The 15,639-nt window shown below is 49.7% G+C and carries 13 protein-coding genes; 10 read left to right on the top strand and 3 right to left on the bottom strand.

The annotated features are described in order from the left end of the window. Nucleotides 1-148: 148 nt before the first annotated feature. Nucleotides 149-1,033 carry a DMT family transporter gene (locus DSM465_RS0106245; RefSeq protein WP_029760917.1) on the bottom strand — a complete coding sequence of 295 codons (885 nt, stop codon included), beginning with the start codon at nt 1,031-1,033 and terminating at the stop codon, nt 149-151. Nucleotides 1,034-1,424: 391 nt separating this feature from the next. Here DSM465_RS0106245 and DSM465_RS0106235 point away from each other — a divergent pair, with 391 nt between their 5' ends. The 8 genes from DSM465_RS0106235 to DSM465_RS0106200 all read left to right on the top strand — a co-directional run bounded on the left by DSM465_RS0106235 (nt 1,425) and on the right by DSM465_RS0106200 (nt 12,694). Next, entirely contained in the window at nt 1,425-2,861 is a 1,437-nt protein-coding gene (locus DSM465_RS0106235) for an NAD-dependent malic enzyme (protein ID WP_029760916.1), read from the top strand. 122 nt (nt 2,862-2,983) lie between these two features. Then, complete coding sequence (locus DSM465_RS0106230) at nt 2,984-3,733, top strand: SIS domain-containing protein (protein WP_011887261.1); 750 nt, start codon at nt 2,984-2,986, stop codon at nt 3,731-3,733. An 84-nt stretch (nt 3,734-3,817) separates the two neighbouring features. Further along, nucleotides 3,818-4,555: a MurR/RpiR family transcriptional regulator gene (locus DSM465_RS0106225; RefSeq protein ID WP_029760915.1), complete on the top strand. Its 738-nt coding sequence runs from the start codon at nt 3,818-3,820 to the stop codon at nt 4,553-4,555. A gap of 121 nt (nt 4,556-4,676) precedes the next feature. Then, nucleotides 4,677-6,575: a PTS 2-O-a-mannosyl-D-glycerate transporter subunit IIABC gene (gene mngA, locus DSM465_RS0106220; RefSeq protein WP_029760914.1), complete on the top strand. Its 1,899-nt coding sequence runs from the start codon at nt 4,677-4,679 to the stop codon at nt 6,573-6,575. A 19-nt stretch (nt 6,576-6,594) separates the two neighbouring features. Continuing rightward, complete coding sequence (mngB, locus tag DSM465_RS0106215; RefSeq protein WP_029760913.1) at nt 6,595-9,234, top strand: mannosylglycerate hydrolase; 2,640 nt, start codon at nt 6,595-6,597, stop codon at nt 9,232-9,234. Nucleotides 9,235-9,681: 447 nt separating this feature from the next. Then, on the top strand, nt 9,682-10,419 hold the full coding sequence (locus DSM465_RS0106210; protein WP_011887263.1) for a CAP domain-containing protein: 738 nt from the start codon (nt 9,682-9,684) through the stop codon (nt 10,417-10,419). A 142-nt stretch (nt 10,420-10,561) separates the two neighbouring features. Beyond that, complete coding sequence (locus DSM465_RS0106205) at nt 10,562-11,821, top strand: MDR family MFS transporter (RefSeq protein ID WP_008879417.1); 1,260 nt, start codon at nt 10,562-10,564, stop codon at nt 11,819-11,821. Nucleotides 11,822-11,959: 138 nt separating this feature from the next. Then, nucleotides 11,960-12,694: a zinc ribbon domain-containing protein gene (locus DSM465_RS0106200; RefSeq protein WP_029760912.1), complete on the top strand. Its 735-nt coding sequence runs from the start codon at nt 11,960-11,962 to the stop codon at nt 12,692-12,694. Here the strand turns inward: DSM465_RS0106200 and DSM465_RS0106195 are convergent. Then, nucleotides 12,684-13,337 (bottom strand): SIMPL domain-containing protein, encoded by a 654-nt coding sequence (locus DSM465_RS0106195; protein WP_029760911.1) that lies wholly within the window; start codon nt 13,335-13,337, stop codon nt 12,684-12,686. The two genes, DSM465_RS0106200 and DSM465_RS0106195, sit on opposite strands and share 11 nt — an antisense overlap. Before the next feature lie 20 nt (nt 13,338-13,357). Further along, on the bottom strand, nt 13,358-13,492 hold the full coding sequence (locus DSM465_RS20070; protein ID WP_257788513.1) for a hypothetical protein: 135 nt from the start codon (nt 13,490-13,492) through the stop codon (nt 13,358-13,360). 149 nt (nt 13,493-13,641) lie between these two features. On the opposite strand from DSM465_RS20070, the gene DSM465_RS0106185 reads away from it, so the two are divergent. Together DSM465_RS0106185 and DSM465_RS0106180 are read left to right on the top strand one after the other, a co-directional pair. Next, complete coding sequence (locus DSM465_RS0106185; RefSeq protein WP_008879413.1) at nt 13,642-14,286, top strand: 5-bromo-4-chloroindolyl phosphate hydrolysis family protein; 645 nt, start codon at nt 13,642-13,644, stop codon at nt 14,284-14,286. 2 nt (nt 14,287-14,288) lie between these two features. Then, the gene (locus tag DSM465_RS0106180; protein WP_029760910.1) at nt 14,289-15,479 is read left to right on the top strand and encodes a toxic anion resistance protein; all 1,191 of its coding nucleotides are present in this window, start codon (nt 14,289-14,291) and stop codon (nt 15,477-15,479) included. The last annotated feature ends 160 nt before the right edge of the window (nt 15,480-15,639 follow it).

The raw sequence follows: 15,639 nt of genomic DNA, 5'->3' as shown, positions 1-15,639 counted from the left end.
TCTGTCTTTTCCCATTTTTGTTTCCGTGAATGGTGAGGAATCTTTTGGTCATGAACGGAGGGGACATTTTTTCATTATGTCGCCAGTCGGTGAGGCAGAAAGGAGCCGGGCAAGCATCCCGGTCTGCGGAGAAACAGCTAGAGAATCATCAGCCGGTGATGTCCGTTTGTTTCGACTTCGCTTTCGTCGTCAAATAGACGCCAAACAAGACGAAAGCGCCGCCTGCAAGCTGCGAGACGGATAGAGTGCCGCCAAGCAAAAACGTGATCAAAGCGGTAAACACGGCAATCAAGTTTAAATATACGCCGGCATGACTGGGGCCAACTTTTTGCACCGAGACGTTCCAAAATAAAAAGGAAAGAACGGACGGAAACAAGCAAATATAGGTAATCCCAGCGAACCCAGCTGCGCTCAATTGATCGGATGGAAACGGATACAACATAGCGAACGGCCATAATATGATCAAACTGAAAAAGACGGAACACGCCGTCGCTGTTATCGGCGGAACAGGGAGTTTTTTGCCAATGATCGAATAAAGTGCCCAGACGACGCCGGCTGCGAGCATCATCAAATCGCCGCGGTTGTAGTTTGTTTGGAAGATATGACCGATATGCCCGTCTGTCAAAATAAACAGCACGCCAATGAGCGATAATAAAAACCCGATGATATTCACTGTTGACAGTCGTTCTCGTAGCAACATATACGACAACACGACGATGATGGCCGGATTGAGTGAGTTGACGATCGCTGCATTCATCGATGACGTATAGGCGAGCGCGCCGTACAAAAGCAAGTTATAGCCGATAATGCCGAGCGCCCCAGACGCAACGAGCGGCAGCCAATATTGTTTCATTACATCCCAGTAGCGCGGCCGCTCAAGCCAATAGGACACAGGAACTAGGATGATGAAGGCGGCGCACCAGCGAATCAAAGTCAGCCAAAACGGGCCAGTTTCCGTGATGACCGCTTTGCCGACCACGTAATTGCCGGCCCAAAACAAGTTGGCCAAGACTAGAAATAGTTTTTCTTTCATCTTTCTTCGCCCCTGTTTTGTTTCTCCTATCCTTTACGTTTACTTCACCTCTTCCGTAGTTTCCTCTTTTTTCGTTTTCCTTTTATTTTATTTCAAGCCTCCGTTTCCCAATGCAGGCGTAAGTACGGAGCGTTTCGTGTAGCTTATTTCTTTGAGTTTGTTAAGGGCAAGAAAATCATGCCTTCCCGCCTTGTTTTCGATGAACACAGACAATAGACGGTAGCTTGTAATGCGGACAGCGACAATGGTCATGTTGCCGATCAAAGCACATTCTGATGATATTCGCTCGTTTGTCCTGCTCAAACAATAAGGGTTGTCTTTTTTTTACTCATAAGATAACATGTGTACCGTAAGGCTGTTTATAAAATAGAGAAAAGGAAGGACGATTGTTATGGCATTACCAGGCGGGGCAGCGATGAACATTACGATTCGTCTCCAGTTTGAAAAGGATATCGTCTCATTTAGCGATATCGCCGCAGCCATTGGCAAAGCAGGTGGAGACATCGTCGGGATTGACGTCATCTCATCGAGTAAAGTTCATACAGTGCGTGACATTACCGTCAGTGCGCTCGATACGAAGCAATGCGATTTGATCATCGAGGCGCTGAAAAAAATTCGAGGCGTCAAAATTGTGAACGTTTCCGACCGCACGTTTTTAATGCACATCGGGGGGAAAATTGAAACGAATTCGAAAATTCCGGTGAAAACACGTGATGATTTGTCGCGAGTGTATACGCCGGGCGTGGCACGCGTTTGCACGGCTATCGCTGAAGATCCGCGCAAAGCGTATTCGTTAACGATTAAACGCAACACCGTCGCGGTCGTGTCCGACGGTACGGCAGTGCTCGGGCTTGGGGACATCGGCCCGTATGCAGCGATGCCGGTCATGGAAGGGAAAGCGATGCTGTTTAAACAGTTTGCGGGAGTCGATGCGTTCCCAGTTTGCTTGGACACGAAAGATACGGAAGAAATCATTCAAATTGTGAAAGCGATTGCCCCGGCGTTTGGCGGCATTAATTTGGAAGACATTTCGGCGCCGCGTTGCTTTGAAATTGAGGCGCGTTTGAAAGAAGAACTTGACATCCCGGTGTTCCACGACGACCAACATGGCACAGCGGTCGTGTTGCTTGCTGGATTGCTGAATGCGTTGAAAATTGTCGATAAAAAGCTTGAGGATATCAAAGTCGTCTTAACTGGTATTGGCGCGGCCGGCATCGCTTGCACGAAAATTTTGCTTGCTGCCGGTGTGCGCAACATTATCGGGGTCGACCGTTATGGCGCCATCCACCGCGATGAAACGTACGAAAATCCGTATTGGCAAGAATATGCACAAATCACCAATCCTTATAATCTCAAAGGAAGCTTGTCGGATGTGATCGTTGGTGCGGACGTATTTATCGGCGTTTCCGCCCCAGGCATTTTGAAAGTCGAAGACGTGAAAAAAATGGCCCGCGATCCGATCGTGTTTGCGATGGCCAACCCGGTGCCGGAAATCGATCCGGAGCTGGCCGAACCGTACGTGCGCGTGATGGCGACCGGACGTTCTGACTATCCGAACCAAATTAACAACGTTCTTTGCTTCCCGGGCATTTTCCGCGGTGCATTGGACTGCCGAGCGAAAGAAATTAATGAAGAAATGAAGCTTGCTGCCGCAAAAGCGATTGCTTCGGTTGTCACTGAAGATGAATTGAACGAAACGTATATCATCCCAAGTGTATTTAACAGTAAAGTAGTAGAACGCGTTCGCCAGGCAGTCATTGAAGCAGCTTACCGCACCGGGGTCGCTCGGAAGGACAACATTCCGGTTGGTGGGTATACAGGACAGTAAACAAGCAACCCAATCGAACCGATGGACGGCTTCCTTTGTAAGGGGAAGCCGTTTTTTCGTTGCAGGAGCGTCTTATTGCGGGCGAATCACGTTTAGAAATAAGGTTAAGGAGCGAAGGGGCAGTGATCGATCAATATTTTCAAAAAATCAACGAACGTCTAAAACTCGTTTTAAAACACGAAAAGGACAATCTGAAAAAGGCCGCCCATGCGGTGAGTAAGGCGGTTCAGAACGGCGGGATCATTCAACTATTCGGATGCGGTCATTCTCATATTATGGCGGAGGAAGTGTTTTACCGTGCGGGTGGACTTGTCCCGGTGAAACCCATTTTTGTGGAACCGTTGATGCTGCATGAAGGAGCGGTTCGGTCTTCGATGTTAGAGCGAATGAATGATTTCGCACCGAGTTTTATAGATCGCGAAGATATTCGTTCTGAAGATGTCTTCTTTATTTTGTCCACATCAGGGCGCAATCCGGTTCCGATTGATGTGGCGCTGGCGGCGAAAGCGAAAGGCGCTTATACCATTGCCATAACATCCTTGGAATATTCAAAAAGCCAGCCCTCGCGGCATAAGAGCGGCCGGTTGTTATATGAGGTCGTCGACCTTGTGATTGACAACCATTCCGTGAAAGGCGATGCGATTTTAACCCATCAGAACGTTTCAGTCCCATTTGCTCCCACTTCGACAGTGGTCGGCAGTGCGATTTTAAACGCCGTTTTGGCTGAGGCAATTGCGCTTATGGCAGAAAACGGAGTTGAGCCGCCTGTCTTTTTAAGCGGCAACATCGAGGGGGCAGACGAACATAACCGCCGCTGGATTGAGAAGTATAAAGAACGCATTCCGGTATTGATTGAAGGGTGTCAGCCATAGCGTCAGAACCAGGCTCTGTAGCCAACTGCCATCGGTTCTTGCTAAAATCGTAGCAAACGATGAGACGGTGGGAGATGGAGACGGATGCGTTTTGACGAACGGGTGCGACTGTATGCCGATAAGCTGAACGATACGGATGACCAAATTGTTGATTACATTATGGAGTACCGCAAAGAGATCGCTGACATTTCGATTCAGAAAATGGCGGCAGCGCTTTATACAGTGCCGAACACGATCGTCCGGTTTGCCAAAAAATTAGGATATAAAGGGTTTGCTGAACTGAAGGCGGCGTTGGCACTCGAGCAGCGGGGCGGGACGGCCATACGGGCGGACGGAACAACGATCATTGAAAAAACGAAAGAGCTGATTGATGATCAGCTCATTGAAGAAGCTGTGCGCAAGATGCATGAGGCCAAGCACGTCTTTTTTTACGGCGTCGGCGATTCTGCTTATTTTTGCGAGATGATGGCTAAACATTTGCGGTGCGTCGGCAAACAGGCCGACTTTTTTGTCCAACGCCACGATATGCTATATAATGCGGATCATTGCGGGGAAAAGGATGTTGTCTTTGTCATTAGCGTATCCGGAGAAACGAAGCAAGTGCTTGAGGCGGTCGCGGCCGCGAAGCAGAACGGGGCGTTTGTCATCAGTTTGACGCATTTTTGTCCAAATTCACTCGCTGATCTTGCCGATTTTCATTTGTATTGCTGGGCGCCCAAACAGTTTTTAAACAAATATGATGTTACCGACCGTACATCGCTCTATCTTGTGTTGCGGGTGTTAAGTGAACGATATTGGCAAAAGCAGAGTGGATGTGTATAAATACACAAACAAACTGAATCACAGCGAGAGAATAGTGAAAAAGTAAGAAGATTTCAGTCTTCTTGCTTTTTTTCTTTTATAATGAAGTCGACAAACGGCATGGAAAGAGAGGATGAGAGAGATGGAACTAAAACAGCTGACGAACGTTCGGCTGATCGATGTAGAATTGTCGTTGTCTACAAAAGAAGAAGTCATTCGCCATCTCATTAGCAAGTTGGACGAGGAGGGGAAATTGTATTCGGCTGAATTGTTTTATCAAGCGGTGATGGAGCGGGAAGCGCTTTCTCCGACGGGGCTCGAAGCGGGCCTAGCCATTCCGCACGGGAAATCGAAAGCAGTAAAATCGGCAGCCTTTGCGGTGGCGAAGCTGGTTCGGCCGATTCGTGATTGGGAGAGCATCGACCCGTCCAATGAAGTAGAACTCGTTTTTTTATTAGCGATTCCGGAACAGGAAGCGGGATCGACGCATTTGGATTTGCTCGCGGAGTTTGCCAAACGGCTGGCGCGCGTTGAATATCGTAAACGGTTGCAGCAATGCCGCACGGCGGAAGAGATGTATCGAGCTCTTGATGAAGAAACGAGAGAGGCCATTGACGCAGCGGCAGCAAAAAAAACGATTGTCGCCGTGACAGCCTGCCCGGCTGGCATCGCCCATACGTATATGGCAGCTGAAGCTTTAGAGCAAGCCGGACGGGAGGTCGGGGTTGCTGTATACGTTGAAAAGCAAGGGGCGAACGGCATTGAAGATCGTCACACAGAGGAGCGACTGCGAAAAGCCGAAGCAGCGATTTTTGCTGCGGATGTGGCGGTGAAAAACGAGGAGCGGTTTGCCCATTTGCCCGTGTACCGAACGACAGTTGCGGCGCCATTGAAAGATGCGAAAGGCGTCATTTTGAAAGCGCTTGAGAAAGCGGGGAAGGAAGGAAAGTGGGAATATGAGCCGGCAAAGGAAACGGAACCTGAGCGCGTTTCATGGCAAACAGAAGTGAAAAATGCCATTTTGACCGGCATTTCTCATATTATTCCGATTATCGTTGCCGGCGGGATGATTTTGGCGTGTGCGGTGCTCATCGCCCAAGCGTTCGGATTACAGCAAGTGTACGATACGGAAAATTCGTGGCTTTGGATGTTGCGTAAACTAGGCGGCAATATGCTTGGTACGCTCATGATTCCAGTGCTGTCAGCTTACATGGCGTATGCGATTGCCGACAAACCAGCGCTTGGTCCGGGATTTGCAGCTGGGATTGCTGCGACGATGATCAACAGTGGCTTTTTAGGAGGCATGCTCGGCGGCTTTTTGGCGGGCTACTTTATGAAGTGGTTGAAAAAGCAGCTTCCGCCAAAAGGTGCGTTCTCTGGATTCATCAGCTTTTGGTTGTATCCGGTCATCGGTTCGCTTGTTGTCGGAGCGCTTATGCTGTTTGTGTTCGGCAAGCCGGTCGCCGGTTTGAACAATGCGCTGCTTGAGTGGCTGGACAACTTGTCGGGCAGTAACGCCATTGTGCTCGGCGCGATTTTAGGAGTTATGGTGTCATTCGATTTAGGTGGGCCTGTCAATAAAGCGGCGTATACGTTTTGCATTGGTGCGATGGCAAGCGGCAACTTTATTCCGTATGCGGCGTTTGCCTCGGTGAAAATGGTGTCGGCGTTTTCAGTTACTGCAGCGACGCTGTTGTTCAAACGGTATTTTGAAGAATATGAGCGAGAAGTCGGCAAATCAACATGGATTCTTGGGCTAGCTGGTATTACCGAAGGAGCCATTCCGTTTATGATTAACGATCCGCTACGCGTCATTCCGTCGCTTTGCATCGGATCGGCAGTCACCGGAGCGATTGTCACGGCTTCACAAATTGGACTGAACGTTCCCGGAGCCGGTATTTTCTCGCTATTTGTCCTACAAGGCGCCTCGTTATGGAAAGCAGGATTCATCTGGCTCGGCGCTGCACTAATTGGGGCATTTATTTCCATGGTGCTGTTAGTTGCCACGCGCGTGCAAAAGTTAAAGATGCAACAACGATAAGGCAAATGAGGTGAAATCATTGAAACGATACGTTCACATTGTTCCTCATGTGCATTGGGACCGCGAGTGGTATTTTTCCGCGGAAGAATCGCGCATTTTGTTAGTGAACGATATGGAAGAAATATTAGAGATGTTGGAAACGAATCGTGATTACCCGTACTTTGTTCTCGATGGGCAGACGGTTGTATTAGAAGACTATTTGTCCGTCAAGCCGGAGCAAAAAGAGCGCATTCGCCGCCTTGTCCAAGAAGGAAAGCTGATCATCGGTCCGTGGTATACGCAAACGGATGAAATGGTCGTCGGCGGGGAGTCGATTGTCCGCAACTTACTCTATGGGCTGAAAGATTGCCAGGAGTTCGGCGAGCCAATGCAAATCGGCTATCTTCCTGACTCGTTCGGACAATCAGCGCAGATGCCGCAAATTTTGAATGGCTTCGGTATTAAGCGGGCCATTTTTTGGCGCGGTGTGTCGGAACGACACGGCACAGACAAAACCGAGTTTTACTGGGTGAGTGATGACGGTTCTAAAGTGCTTGTGCAGCTATTCCCGCTCGGTTATGCCATCGGCAAGTATCTTCCGACTGATGAAGCAAAACTGAAGGAGCGGATGGACAAATACTTTTCCGTTTTGGACCGCGGGGCAACCACCGAGCATATTCTCATTCCGAACGGCCATGACCAAATGCCGATTCAAAAAAATATTTTTGACGTGATCAACAAGCTGCAAACGCTCTATCCAGAGCGGACCTTTTTCTTAAGCCGTTATGAACATGTGTTTGAACAGTTGGAAAAAGAAGAGCAGCTTCCAGTTATACGCGGCGAGTTTTTGGACGGCAAATATATGCGCGTTCATCGCAGCATTTACTCGACTCGCATGGACATTAAAGCGGCGAACGCCCGCATTGAAAACAAAGTAACGAACGTGCTTGAGCCGCTGGCTGCCATCGCCTCGACTCTTGGGTTTCCGTACGAGCATCGGCTGATGGAGCTCATTTGGAAAGAGATGATGAAAAACCATGCGCATGACAGCATTGGTTGCTGCTGCTCAGACCTCGTTCATCGCGACATTTTGGGGCGCTTTGCGCTAGCGGAAGAGCGGACCGACCGACTCATAACGTTTTATATGCGCAAAATTGCCGATGCGATGCCGTCGGATCGGTCGATTGACAAGTTGGTTGTGTACAACACACTCCCATACGAACGGAATGAGCCGATCGAAGCGGAAATTACGACGAAATGGAAAGCATTCCGTCTCGTGGATGAGCACGGGGAACCGGTAGAATTTGAAGTGGTCGATGAAACGATTGTTGACCCGGGGCTCATTGACCGGCAAATTGTCCATTACGGCAACTACGATCCGTTTATCCGCTACACGATCCATTTCCGCGATCGCATCCCGGCGATGGGGTATAAGGCGTACGTTGTGCAAGAGGCGGAACAGATGAAAACACAGACACCAACGGCTGTTGAGCAAATTGATACGCCTTTTTACACAATCACTGTTAACGAGAATGGAACGATTAACGTTTATGACAAACAGCTGCAGCGAACCTTCCGTGATGTGCTCTTGCTTGAAGATGTCGGTGATGATGGGGACGAATACGACTTTTCCCCTTTGCCGGGCGATGAACCGATTGATAATAAGGAAGTGAAGGCGACATATTCGCTCCGTCAAAACAGCTATTTTGCTTATGCCGATATTGCTTACCGGTTGCCGTTGCCGGCCGACCTTGAAGGCAGAAAAGCCAAACGGCACGATTGTATTCTGGATGTCTCCATTCGGTTGACTGTTCCGATGGATCAACCACTCATCGATGTCCGGGTGCTCATCAACAACGAAGCAAAAGATCACCGTGTTCGCATGTATGTACCAACCGGTATTGCTTCGTCCCATTCGGTCGCTGACAACCAATTCGGCGTCATTCGGCGGCCGGTCGTCGATCCGGCAATTGATGTATGGGAGCAAGAAGGATGGGACGAACGTCCAGATGCGATCTACCCGATGCTTACGTATGTCGGATTGTCGGATGAAACAGGCGGTGTAGCCGTGCTGACGAACAGCACGAGAGAGTATGAGATTGTCGGGAAACAGCATGATACGATCGCGGTGACACTTTTGCGCAGCGTCGGTTATCTTGGTAAAGAAGAGCTCGTGCGTCGGCCGGGTCGTCCTTCCGGAATTAAAATGGAAACGCCGAATTCACAAATGTTCGGTACAAGTGAGCTGCACTTCGCGTTGACAACGCATCGTGGAACGACGGAAGAAGCAAATGTCGCCAAACGGGCGAAACAGTTTTTGACGCCGCTTTATACGTACAACAAACTGCCGTACGATGCCATGAAAATGAATCCGGTGGCGTTTTCAGTACCGTATGAATATAGCTTGTTTTCACAGCAGGAAGGTGAGACGGTGCTAAGCACGGTGAAGCGAAGTGAAGACAACCGCGGTGTAGTTATTCGTTTCTTTAACCCAACAGTGCAGAAGACGATGGCGTCATTCCAATGGCACGGGTCGTTATCGACGGTATGGCGCACGAACTTAAATGAAACACCGCTCGCGCCGTTGTCGATGGATGCACAACAACGATTTACTGTGCAGGTAAAACCGAACGAAGTACAAACCGTGCTTGTTGTTGATCAAGAGGGAAACGGTGAATAAACAAAAAAGCTGGGGCTCATCGCCGCCAGCTTCTTTTTTATAACAAAACGATGTGTTTCTCTGTCTATTTTGTAACGCAGATGTAACAATTGTTAAGTGAAATGTCTGAATAAGAGACTGTCAACTCTCTTTTTGCAAGAAAAATATAGATCATTAGAGTAATAGAGGAAAAAAAGGAGTCAACATTAGTGAAAGGATGTGTCTTCCAATTGTTGTAGCCATCGGCAATCAGTGTTTCTCTGGCAATGAAAACAATCGTGTTTTTAACCAGGGGTTGCCAACATGTTCCTTTTTCCATTTTGGACCAAAAATATTACAAAAACCCCGTGGTATAATGGGGATGCGGGTGAGAGGACATCGGAACGGTCCTTATCGAACAACGCGAGCCTCATTGACAGACGCAACAATCTTTGAAACTTTGAAAATAGAAACCAAGGAGGAATTCCAATGAAAAAGAAAATGGTAGCCACGATCGCCGCTTCGGTTGCACTCATCGGTGCTTCGTTTGCGGCAACGACGAAAACGGAAGCAGCAGGGACGACATGCCCGACGACGAACGTGTATCAAGTAAAATATACGAATACAAACGTTCAAGATTTGGAAAAATGGTTGAAACAATACTTCCCGTTTGTGTCGATCCAACCGGCTAAACAGGCACAACAACCAACGGTAAAACAGCCGACAGAGGCGAAGCCGCAAGCGCCGGCAACGGTCAAACAGCCAGAGAAGAAACCGGCAGCTAATACGCAAGCGCCAGCAAAAACGCCAGCAACGGCACCAAAGTCTACAACACAAGAAACAACGGGCTTAAATGCGTATGAGCAGCAAGTCGTTGAATTGACGAACAAAGAACGGGCAAAACATGGTCTGCCAGCGCTTCAAGTCGACTTAGCCCTCAGCAAAGTCGCCCGTGAAAAATCACGCGATATGGCGGTTAACAACTACTTCTCGCACAACAGCCCGACGTACGGCTCCCCGTTTGAGATGATGAAAAAATTCGGCATCTCGTACACAGCTGCTGGGGAAAACATTGCTAAAGGCCAACGCACACCGCAAGAAGTGGTTAATGCGTGGATGAACAGTGAAGGTCACCGGGCCAACATTTTGAACAAAAACTTTACACATATCGGCGTTGGTTTTGAAGAAAACGGCTATATTTGGACGCAGCAATTTATCCGCAAGTAAGAACGGCGTCTTTCCCCATCCTGTCCATCTGTCTGATGGACAGGATTTTTTTTGCTAGCATAGTTCTCTAACAAAAAATAGAAAACTATGTTATAATGTTCAGCAGGTTGAAATGAGTCTGTAGATCACGGAGGACGCGACGATGCGAATACGCGACTGGGATCGCAACTTGAAAGTTCGGCTGTTTGGCGAGGCGCTGATGAATACAACCTTTTGGATGTTTTTTCCGTTTATGGCCATTTATTTTGCCGAATCATTTGGCAAGGAAACCGCAAGTGTGCTATTGATCGTTTCACAGGTATTTTCTGTTGTTGCCAATTTGCTAGGCGGTTATTGCGCCGATATGTTCGGGCGCAAGCGGATGATGGTGTTATCCGCTTACGGACAGGGGGCGGCGTTTTTTATTTTTGCCTTGGCTAGTTCCCCATGGTGGTCGTCGCCGCTCGTCGGCTTTTTATGTTTTACGTTTGCCGGCATTTGTGGGGCGTTTTACTGGCCGGCGAGCCAGGCGATGGTGGCGGATGTTGTGCCCGAAAAAGATCGAAGTCATGTATTTGCTGTGTTTTATACATCTGTCAACGTCTCGGTTGTCATCGGTCCGACGATCGGCGGGCTATTTTATGCGAATCACCGGTTTGCGTTGTTGCTTGCCGCGGCCTGCTCATGCTTCGCGATGGCGACACTGTTGGCTAAACAGTTGCGTGAAACGGCTTCGTTGGCGGCAGGCAGGAAGAAGGTGGAGGAGTGGCCGCAGTTTTGGCGCGAACAACTAAGGCAATACGCCGTCATTGTTCGCGACCGCACCTTTTTCTTGTTTATCGCCGCTGGGGTGCTGGTGGCGCAAACGTTCATGCAGCTGGATTTGTTAATTCCTGTGTATACAAAAGAAACAATCGAAGGGGAAACATTATGGGGGCGTTTTACGATAGATGGGACTAGTGCGTTTGGGCTCCTGATTGCAGAAAACGGGCTGCTTGTCGTGCTTGGCACAGTGATGGTGGCGCGCTATATGGAGCGCTACGACGAACGATGGGCGTTTATCGGTTCGTCGATTTTATACGGCGTCACAATGTGGCTGTTTAGCCATACGACATCGATCGTTGGGTTGATGTTAGTAATGGGACTGTTTACGCTGGCCGAGCTGATGACGGCCGGTTTGCAGCAGTCGTTTGTGTCGAAGTTGGCGCCTGAGGATATGCGTGGCCAATATTTTGCTGCGGCGAGCCTTCGTTTTACGATCGGCCGGATGTTGGCACCGTTTTCTCTTGCCGCAGTGACTTGGATCGGCTATACGTGGACATTTGCATTTCTCGGCATACTCGCATTGGCAAGCGCAGGGCTGTATGCGTGGATGTTCCAGCAAGCAGGACGGGCGCAGCGATCCGATATTTCTCTTTCCTGATGACAGGGTAGTGCAAACGGCTACCCGTTTTTTTTATGCATCATTATAATAAAAAGCGCGTCGACGCTCGTGTAACATATATTCCCTATCTCTAACATAAAGTGGAACTAGATAAAGAGAAGGAGAGGGGAAGCGATCATGAAACCGCACACGTCTGAACCGGATATGATTCAGGGGGGGAGCGGACAAGACGGTGCTGCAGCGATGGCGCGCTACGAGAAGCGCCAACAAGCACGTGTTTTGTCCAGGGAAAAGAGAAAAAAACAATACCGTTTCATCGGTTGGTTGCTTTTTGCTTTCGCTGTCCTATGGGGGATGGGTGCGCTGATTTGGAGTGGATACGGCGCGTTGAAAACGACGGCAGGGCGTGAGATCGCCATCATGAGGTTAAAAGGGGCCATCGAAGATCGCAATGCCGCTGCCTTGCAGGTGATGTTGCGGGTGACGGATGAAACGGTACCGCTCAATGACCAAACGCTAACGCCTTTGTTTGCCTATTTCGACCAGCATCCGGAGGCGTATAAAATGCTTGATGAGGAGTTTGCTCGTCAGAGCGAAGGCAAGCAAGTGTATATTAAAGGATTGACGTCCCATCCGCCGGTGTTTACGATTCATGTGTTTGAAAATCGATATGTGTTTGAACCGGCTCTATATTTCATCCACGCCCGTGTCGCTGATTCCGAAGCGACGCTCGTCGTCAACGGGGTAAAAGTGAAGGAGGAGGAGACAAAAGACCCGTTCGTCAAAAAAATCGGCCCGTATCTGCCAGGCGCATACACAGTGACGGCTGTTCATCCGGATGGCAAAAAGAAGACAGCCCGCGTTGAGCTGTTCGGCGGCGCCCGCGTTCGTGAAGTCGATATCACGAAATGAACGAATAGGCGAATACAGCTTCGACGATGGCGGTAATGGTGACATCTTGCGTCTGCACAGGCGGCGATGATGAGGAAGCGCTAAGAACGATAGGGCTGTATGGTGCCGGCGGGCTTGTCGGCCGTTCCTTCAGCTCGACGGGTATGTCGTGAAGCGGCAAGCCAAGAGTGCGGGCGATGGCCAGGGCTTTTTCTTTTGCGTTTTTCACCGCTAGCGTCAGTGCTTGTTGATAGTAAGTTTGTTCGTTGGCTAGGCGGAACTCTAAGCCGCGGGCAAGATTCGCCCCGTGGGCGACAGCTGTTTCGTAAATGGAGCCGGCTGTTTTTGGATCGCGGACGGTGATGTTGAGCCAATGCTCGACCTCATATCCGGATAAGACGGCTGCGCCGTCGGGATGTTCGTACGTTGGAATGATCGAAAAGGCGGTCGTCTCGAAATCTTCCGGGCGGACGCCGACTGCTTTTAATGCCTCAATGACATCGTTGGTGCGCCGGGCGTTGTCGGCTAGTGCTTCTTGAACGTTCTGATGCGCGGTGCGGACGCCAAGCGCAATCATAACGGTATCCGGCTTTGCAGTGACCGTTCCTTGGCCGATGACAGTCATCGTTGCACGGGATGGGGCGGGACGGTGCCATGGCTGCATCATATCCCCTCCTTCAGCCGCTAGGCGGCTTTTTGATCATCATCGGCTGCCCTCCAGTAATAGACGCGCGGCAGGCCGACATAGCACCAGTACTCTTTGAGCAATGAGACGGCGACAAACGAGAAAAGTTGCCAATCGATCGCCTTCATAGCCATCCCCCTTTCGCTTGCCTCGTTTAATATAGCCTATTCAAAACGGCCATTGTCCTATACGTGCCGGTTGGCGATGAAACTTCTCGAGGCGATTGTACGTATATAAAATGGACGTGCTATAATAGAAAAAAAGATGAAGAAAGGGATGGACAATGAAGCAACTGCTTCGCACGATATGGCGTTGGTTTGTTTCATGGAACGTTGGAATCATCGTTGCGGTCACTGTATTTATCGCCGCTGATTTTCGCTTTTTGCCCTCACTCTTATCAGGGATGGGAGCGATGTGGGGGGTATCTGCTGTGATGAAAAGACGGCAGCGCCGTTTGGTAGCCGACGTGTCGGCTGAGGAGCAGGCATATGTCCGCAGCCAGCTTCGCGAGGCACGCGCGTTATGGAAACGGGTGCGCCGCGCCCGTTTCCGGCTTCGCTCGGTGGCCATGTGGCAAACCGTTTCCCGGTTGAGCGCGGTCGTCGACCGGATCATTCGTGCGGTTGAACAAAAACCGCATCAGCTCCGCCTTGTCCAACCGTTTTTCCTCAACGAGTGGCCGACAGCGGTGGAGATGGTTGAAAAATACGTATACTTGTCGCAACAACCTGTGCAAAACGCCGACATGGCAGAAGCGCTGCGGAGGACGGAACGGCTGCTCGGCGAGCTGACCCAAGCGGCAGAGCGGCAGTTGCTTGAAGTGTTATCAAGCGATGTTTGGTCGCTTCAGACGGAAGCGAAAGTACTTGAGCAATCGCTCCAACAACCGGATCGTCTTCATTTGCTGCCGTCAAGGAAAGGGGAATGACAATGGATGAACGGAATCGTGAGATAGAACCAATCGACTTGTTTCGCGAACAGGAACGGACAAGCACGCTCGATGAACTGTTGGCTCAGCCGTTTTCCTCACCGGCTGTGTCGCGGGCTGAAGAAGCAGATAAGCCGACCAGCGTGCTTGAGACGTTAAAGCCAGAACATCGGGAAAAAGCGCTGGCGCTCGCCAAGCAAATCGACCCAGCCAACCAACAGGCCATTTTACAGTACGGCGTGGCCGCACAAGCAGAACTATCGAAGTTTTCTCATACGATTTTGCATCATGTGCAGACGAAAGATGCAGGCCCGGTCGGTGAAGTGATTAGTGAGCTAATGGCAAAAATTAAAGAAGTTAATCCGGATGATCTCATGCCGGCAAAAAAAGGATGGTTGTCCCGTCTGTTTGGTACGGTGGCCAAACCGCTGCAAGGAATCGTGGCGAAATACCAAAAAATCGGCGTCGAAATTGACAAAATCGCCGACCAGCTTGAGAAACACCGGCATGGACTGCTTCGCGATGTGATGATGCTTGAGACGCTTTATGAGAAAAATAAAGACTATTTTGAAGCGCTCAATATTTATATTGCGGCGGCCGAATATAAGCTTGAGGAGCTACGGACGAAAATGATCCCGGAAAAGCAGGCCGCTGCCGAGCGTTCCGGAGACCAAATGGCATGGCAGGAGGTTCAGGACTTGCGGCAGTTCGCTGATCGGCTTGAAAAGCGGGTGCACGACTTAAAGCTTAGCCGGCAAGTGACGATCCAAACGGCGCCGCAAATCCGCATGATCCAGCATATGAACGAAACGCTTGTTGAGCGTATCCAGTCATCGATTTTAAATGCGATTCCGCTTTGGAAAAATCAAGTTGTGATTGCTTTAACGCTCTTCCGCCAGCAAAAGGCGGCTGAAGCGCAAAAGCGGGTTGCCGAAACGACAAACGAACTCTTGTTGCGCAACTCGGAAATGTTAAAAACGAATAGCATCGAAATTGCGAAGGAAAATGAGCGCGGCCTCATCGATATGGAGACGTTGAAGCGAACGCAAGAAAATTTGATTACCACGCTCGAAGAAACGTTAAAAATTCAAGCTGAGGGCCGCTTGAAACGGCAGCAGGCTGAACGTGAGCTAGCGGCGATGGAGGCGGAACTGAAACAGACGCTGCTCTCGTTGAAGCGGCCGGAACAATAAAGAGGGACGGCAGTGTTTTGAGCATTGCCGGAGGACGAAAAGATAGTGTCTAGTCCGTACAAGCAGAATAAAGCGAATTTCGTCGTATAAAACGGGTGTCTTGCAGACGACAAGACACCCGTTTTTTACTGTTATAAGGTTCCTGTTGATGAGGGAACAG

It is taken from the genome of Geobacillus thermodenitrificans subsp. thermodenitrificans DSM 465 (assembly GCF_000496575.1).
Lineage (GTDB): Bacteria > Bacillota > Bacilli > Bacillales > Anoxybacillaceae > Geobacillus > Geobacillus thermodenitrificans.
Note: the sequence above shows the minus strand (reverse complement) of the source record. Positions and strands in the feature narration are given on the sequence as shown.

Excerpts from the sequence above, each read along its gene's own strand:
- DSM465_RS0106245 (WP_029760917.1), bottom strand. The coding sequence starts at position 1,033 with ATGAAAGAAAAACTATTTCTAGTCTTGGCCAACTTGTTTTGGGCCGGC.
- DSM465_RS0106235 (WP_029760916.1), top strand. The coding sequence starts at position 1,425 with ATGGCATTACCAGGCGGGGCAGCGATGAACATTACGATTCGTCTCCAG.
- DSM465_RS0106225 (WP_029760915.1), top strand. The coding sequence starts at position 3,818 with ATGCGTTTTGACGAACGGGTGCGACTGTATGCCGATAAGCTGAACGAT.
- mngA (WP_029760914.1), top strand. The coding sequence starts at position 4,677 with ATGGAACTAAAACAGCTGACGAACGTTCGGCTGATCGATGTAGAATTG.
- DSM465_RS0106210 (WP_011887263.1), top strand. The coding sequence starts at position 9,682 with ATGAAAAAGAAAATGGTAGCCACGATCGCCGCTTCGGTTGCACTCATC.
- DSM465_RS0106205 (WP_008879417.1), top strand. The coding sequence starts at position 10,562 with ATGCGAATACGCGACTGGGATCGCAACTTGAAAGTTCGGCTGTTTGGC.
- DSM465_RS0106200 (WP_029760912.1), top strand. The coding sequence starts at position 11,960 with ATGAAACCGCACACGTCTGAACCGGATATGATTCAGGGGGGGAGCGGA.
- DSM465_RS0106195 (WP_029760911.1), bottom strand. The coding sequence starts at position 13,337 with ATGCAGCCATGGCACCGTCCCGCCCCATCCCGTGCAACGATGACTGTC.
- DSM465_RS20070 (WP_257788513.1), bottom strand. The coding sequence starts at position 13,492 with ATGGCTATGAAGGCGATCGATTGGCAACTTTTCTCGTTTGTCGCCGTC.
- DSM465_RS0106185 (WP_008879413.1), top strand. The coding sequence starts at position 13,642 with ATGAAGCAACTGCTTCGCACGATATGGCGTTGGTTTGTTTCATGGAAC.
- DSM465_RS0106180 (WP_029760910.1), top strand. The coding sequence starts at position 14,289 with ATGGATGAACGGAATCGTGAGATAGAACCAATCGACTTGTTTCGCGAA.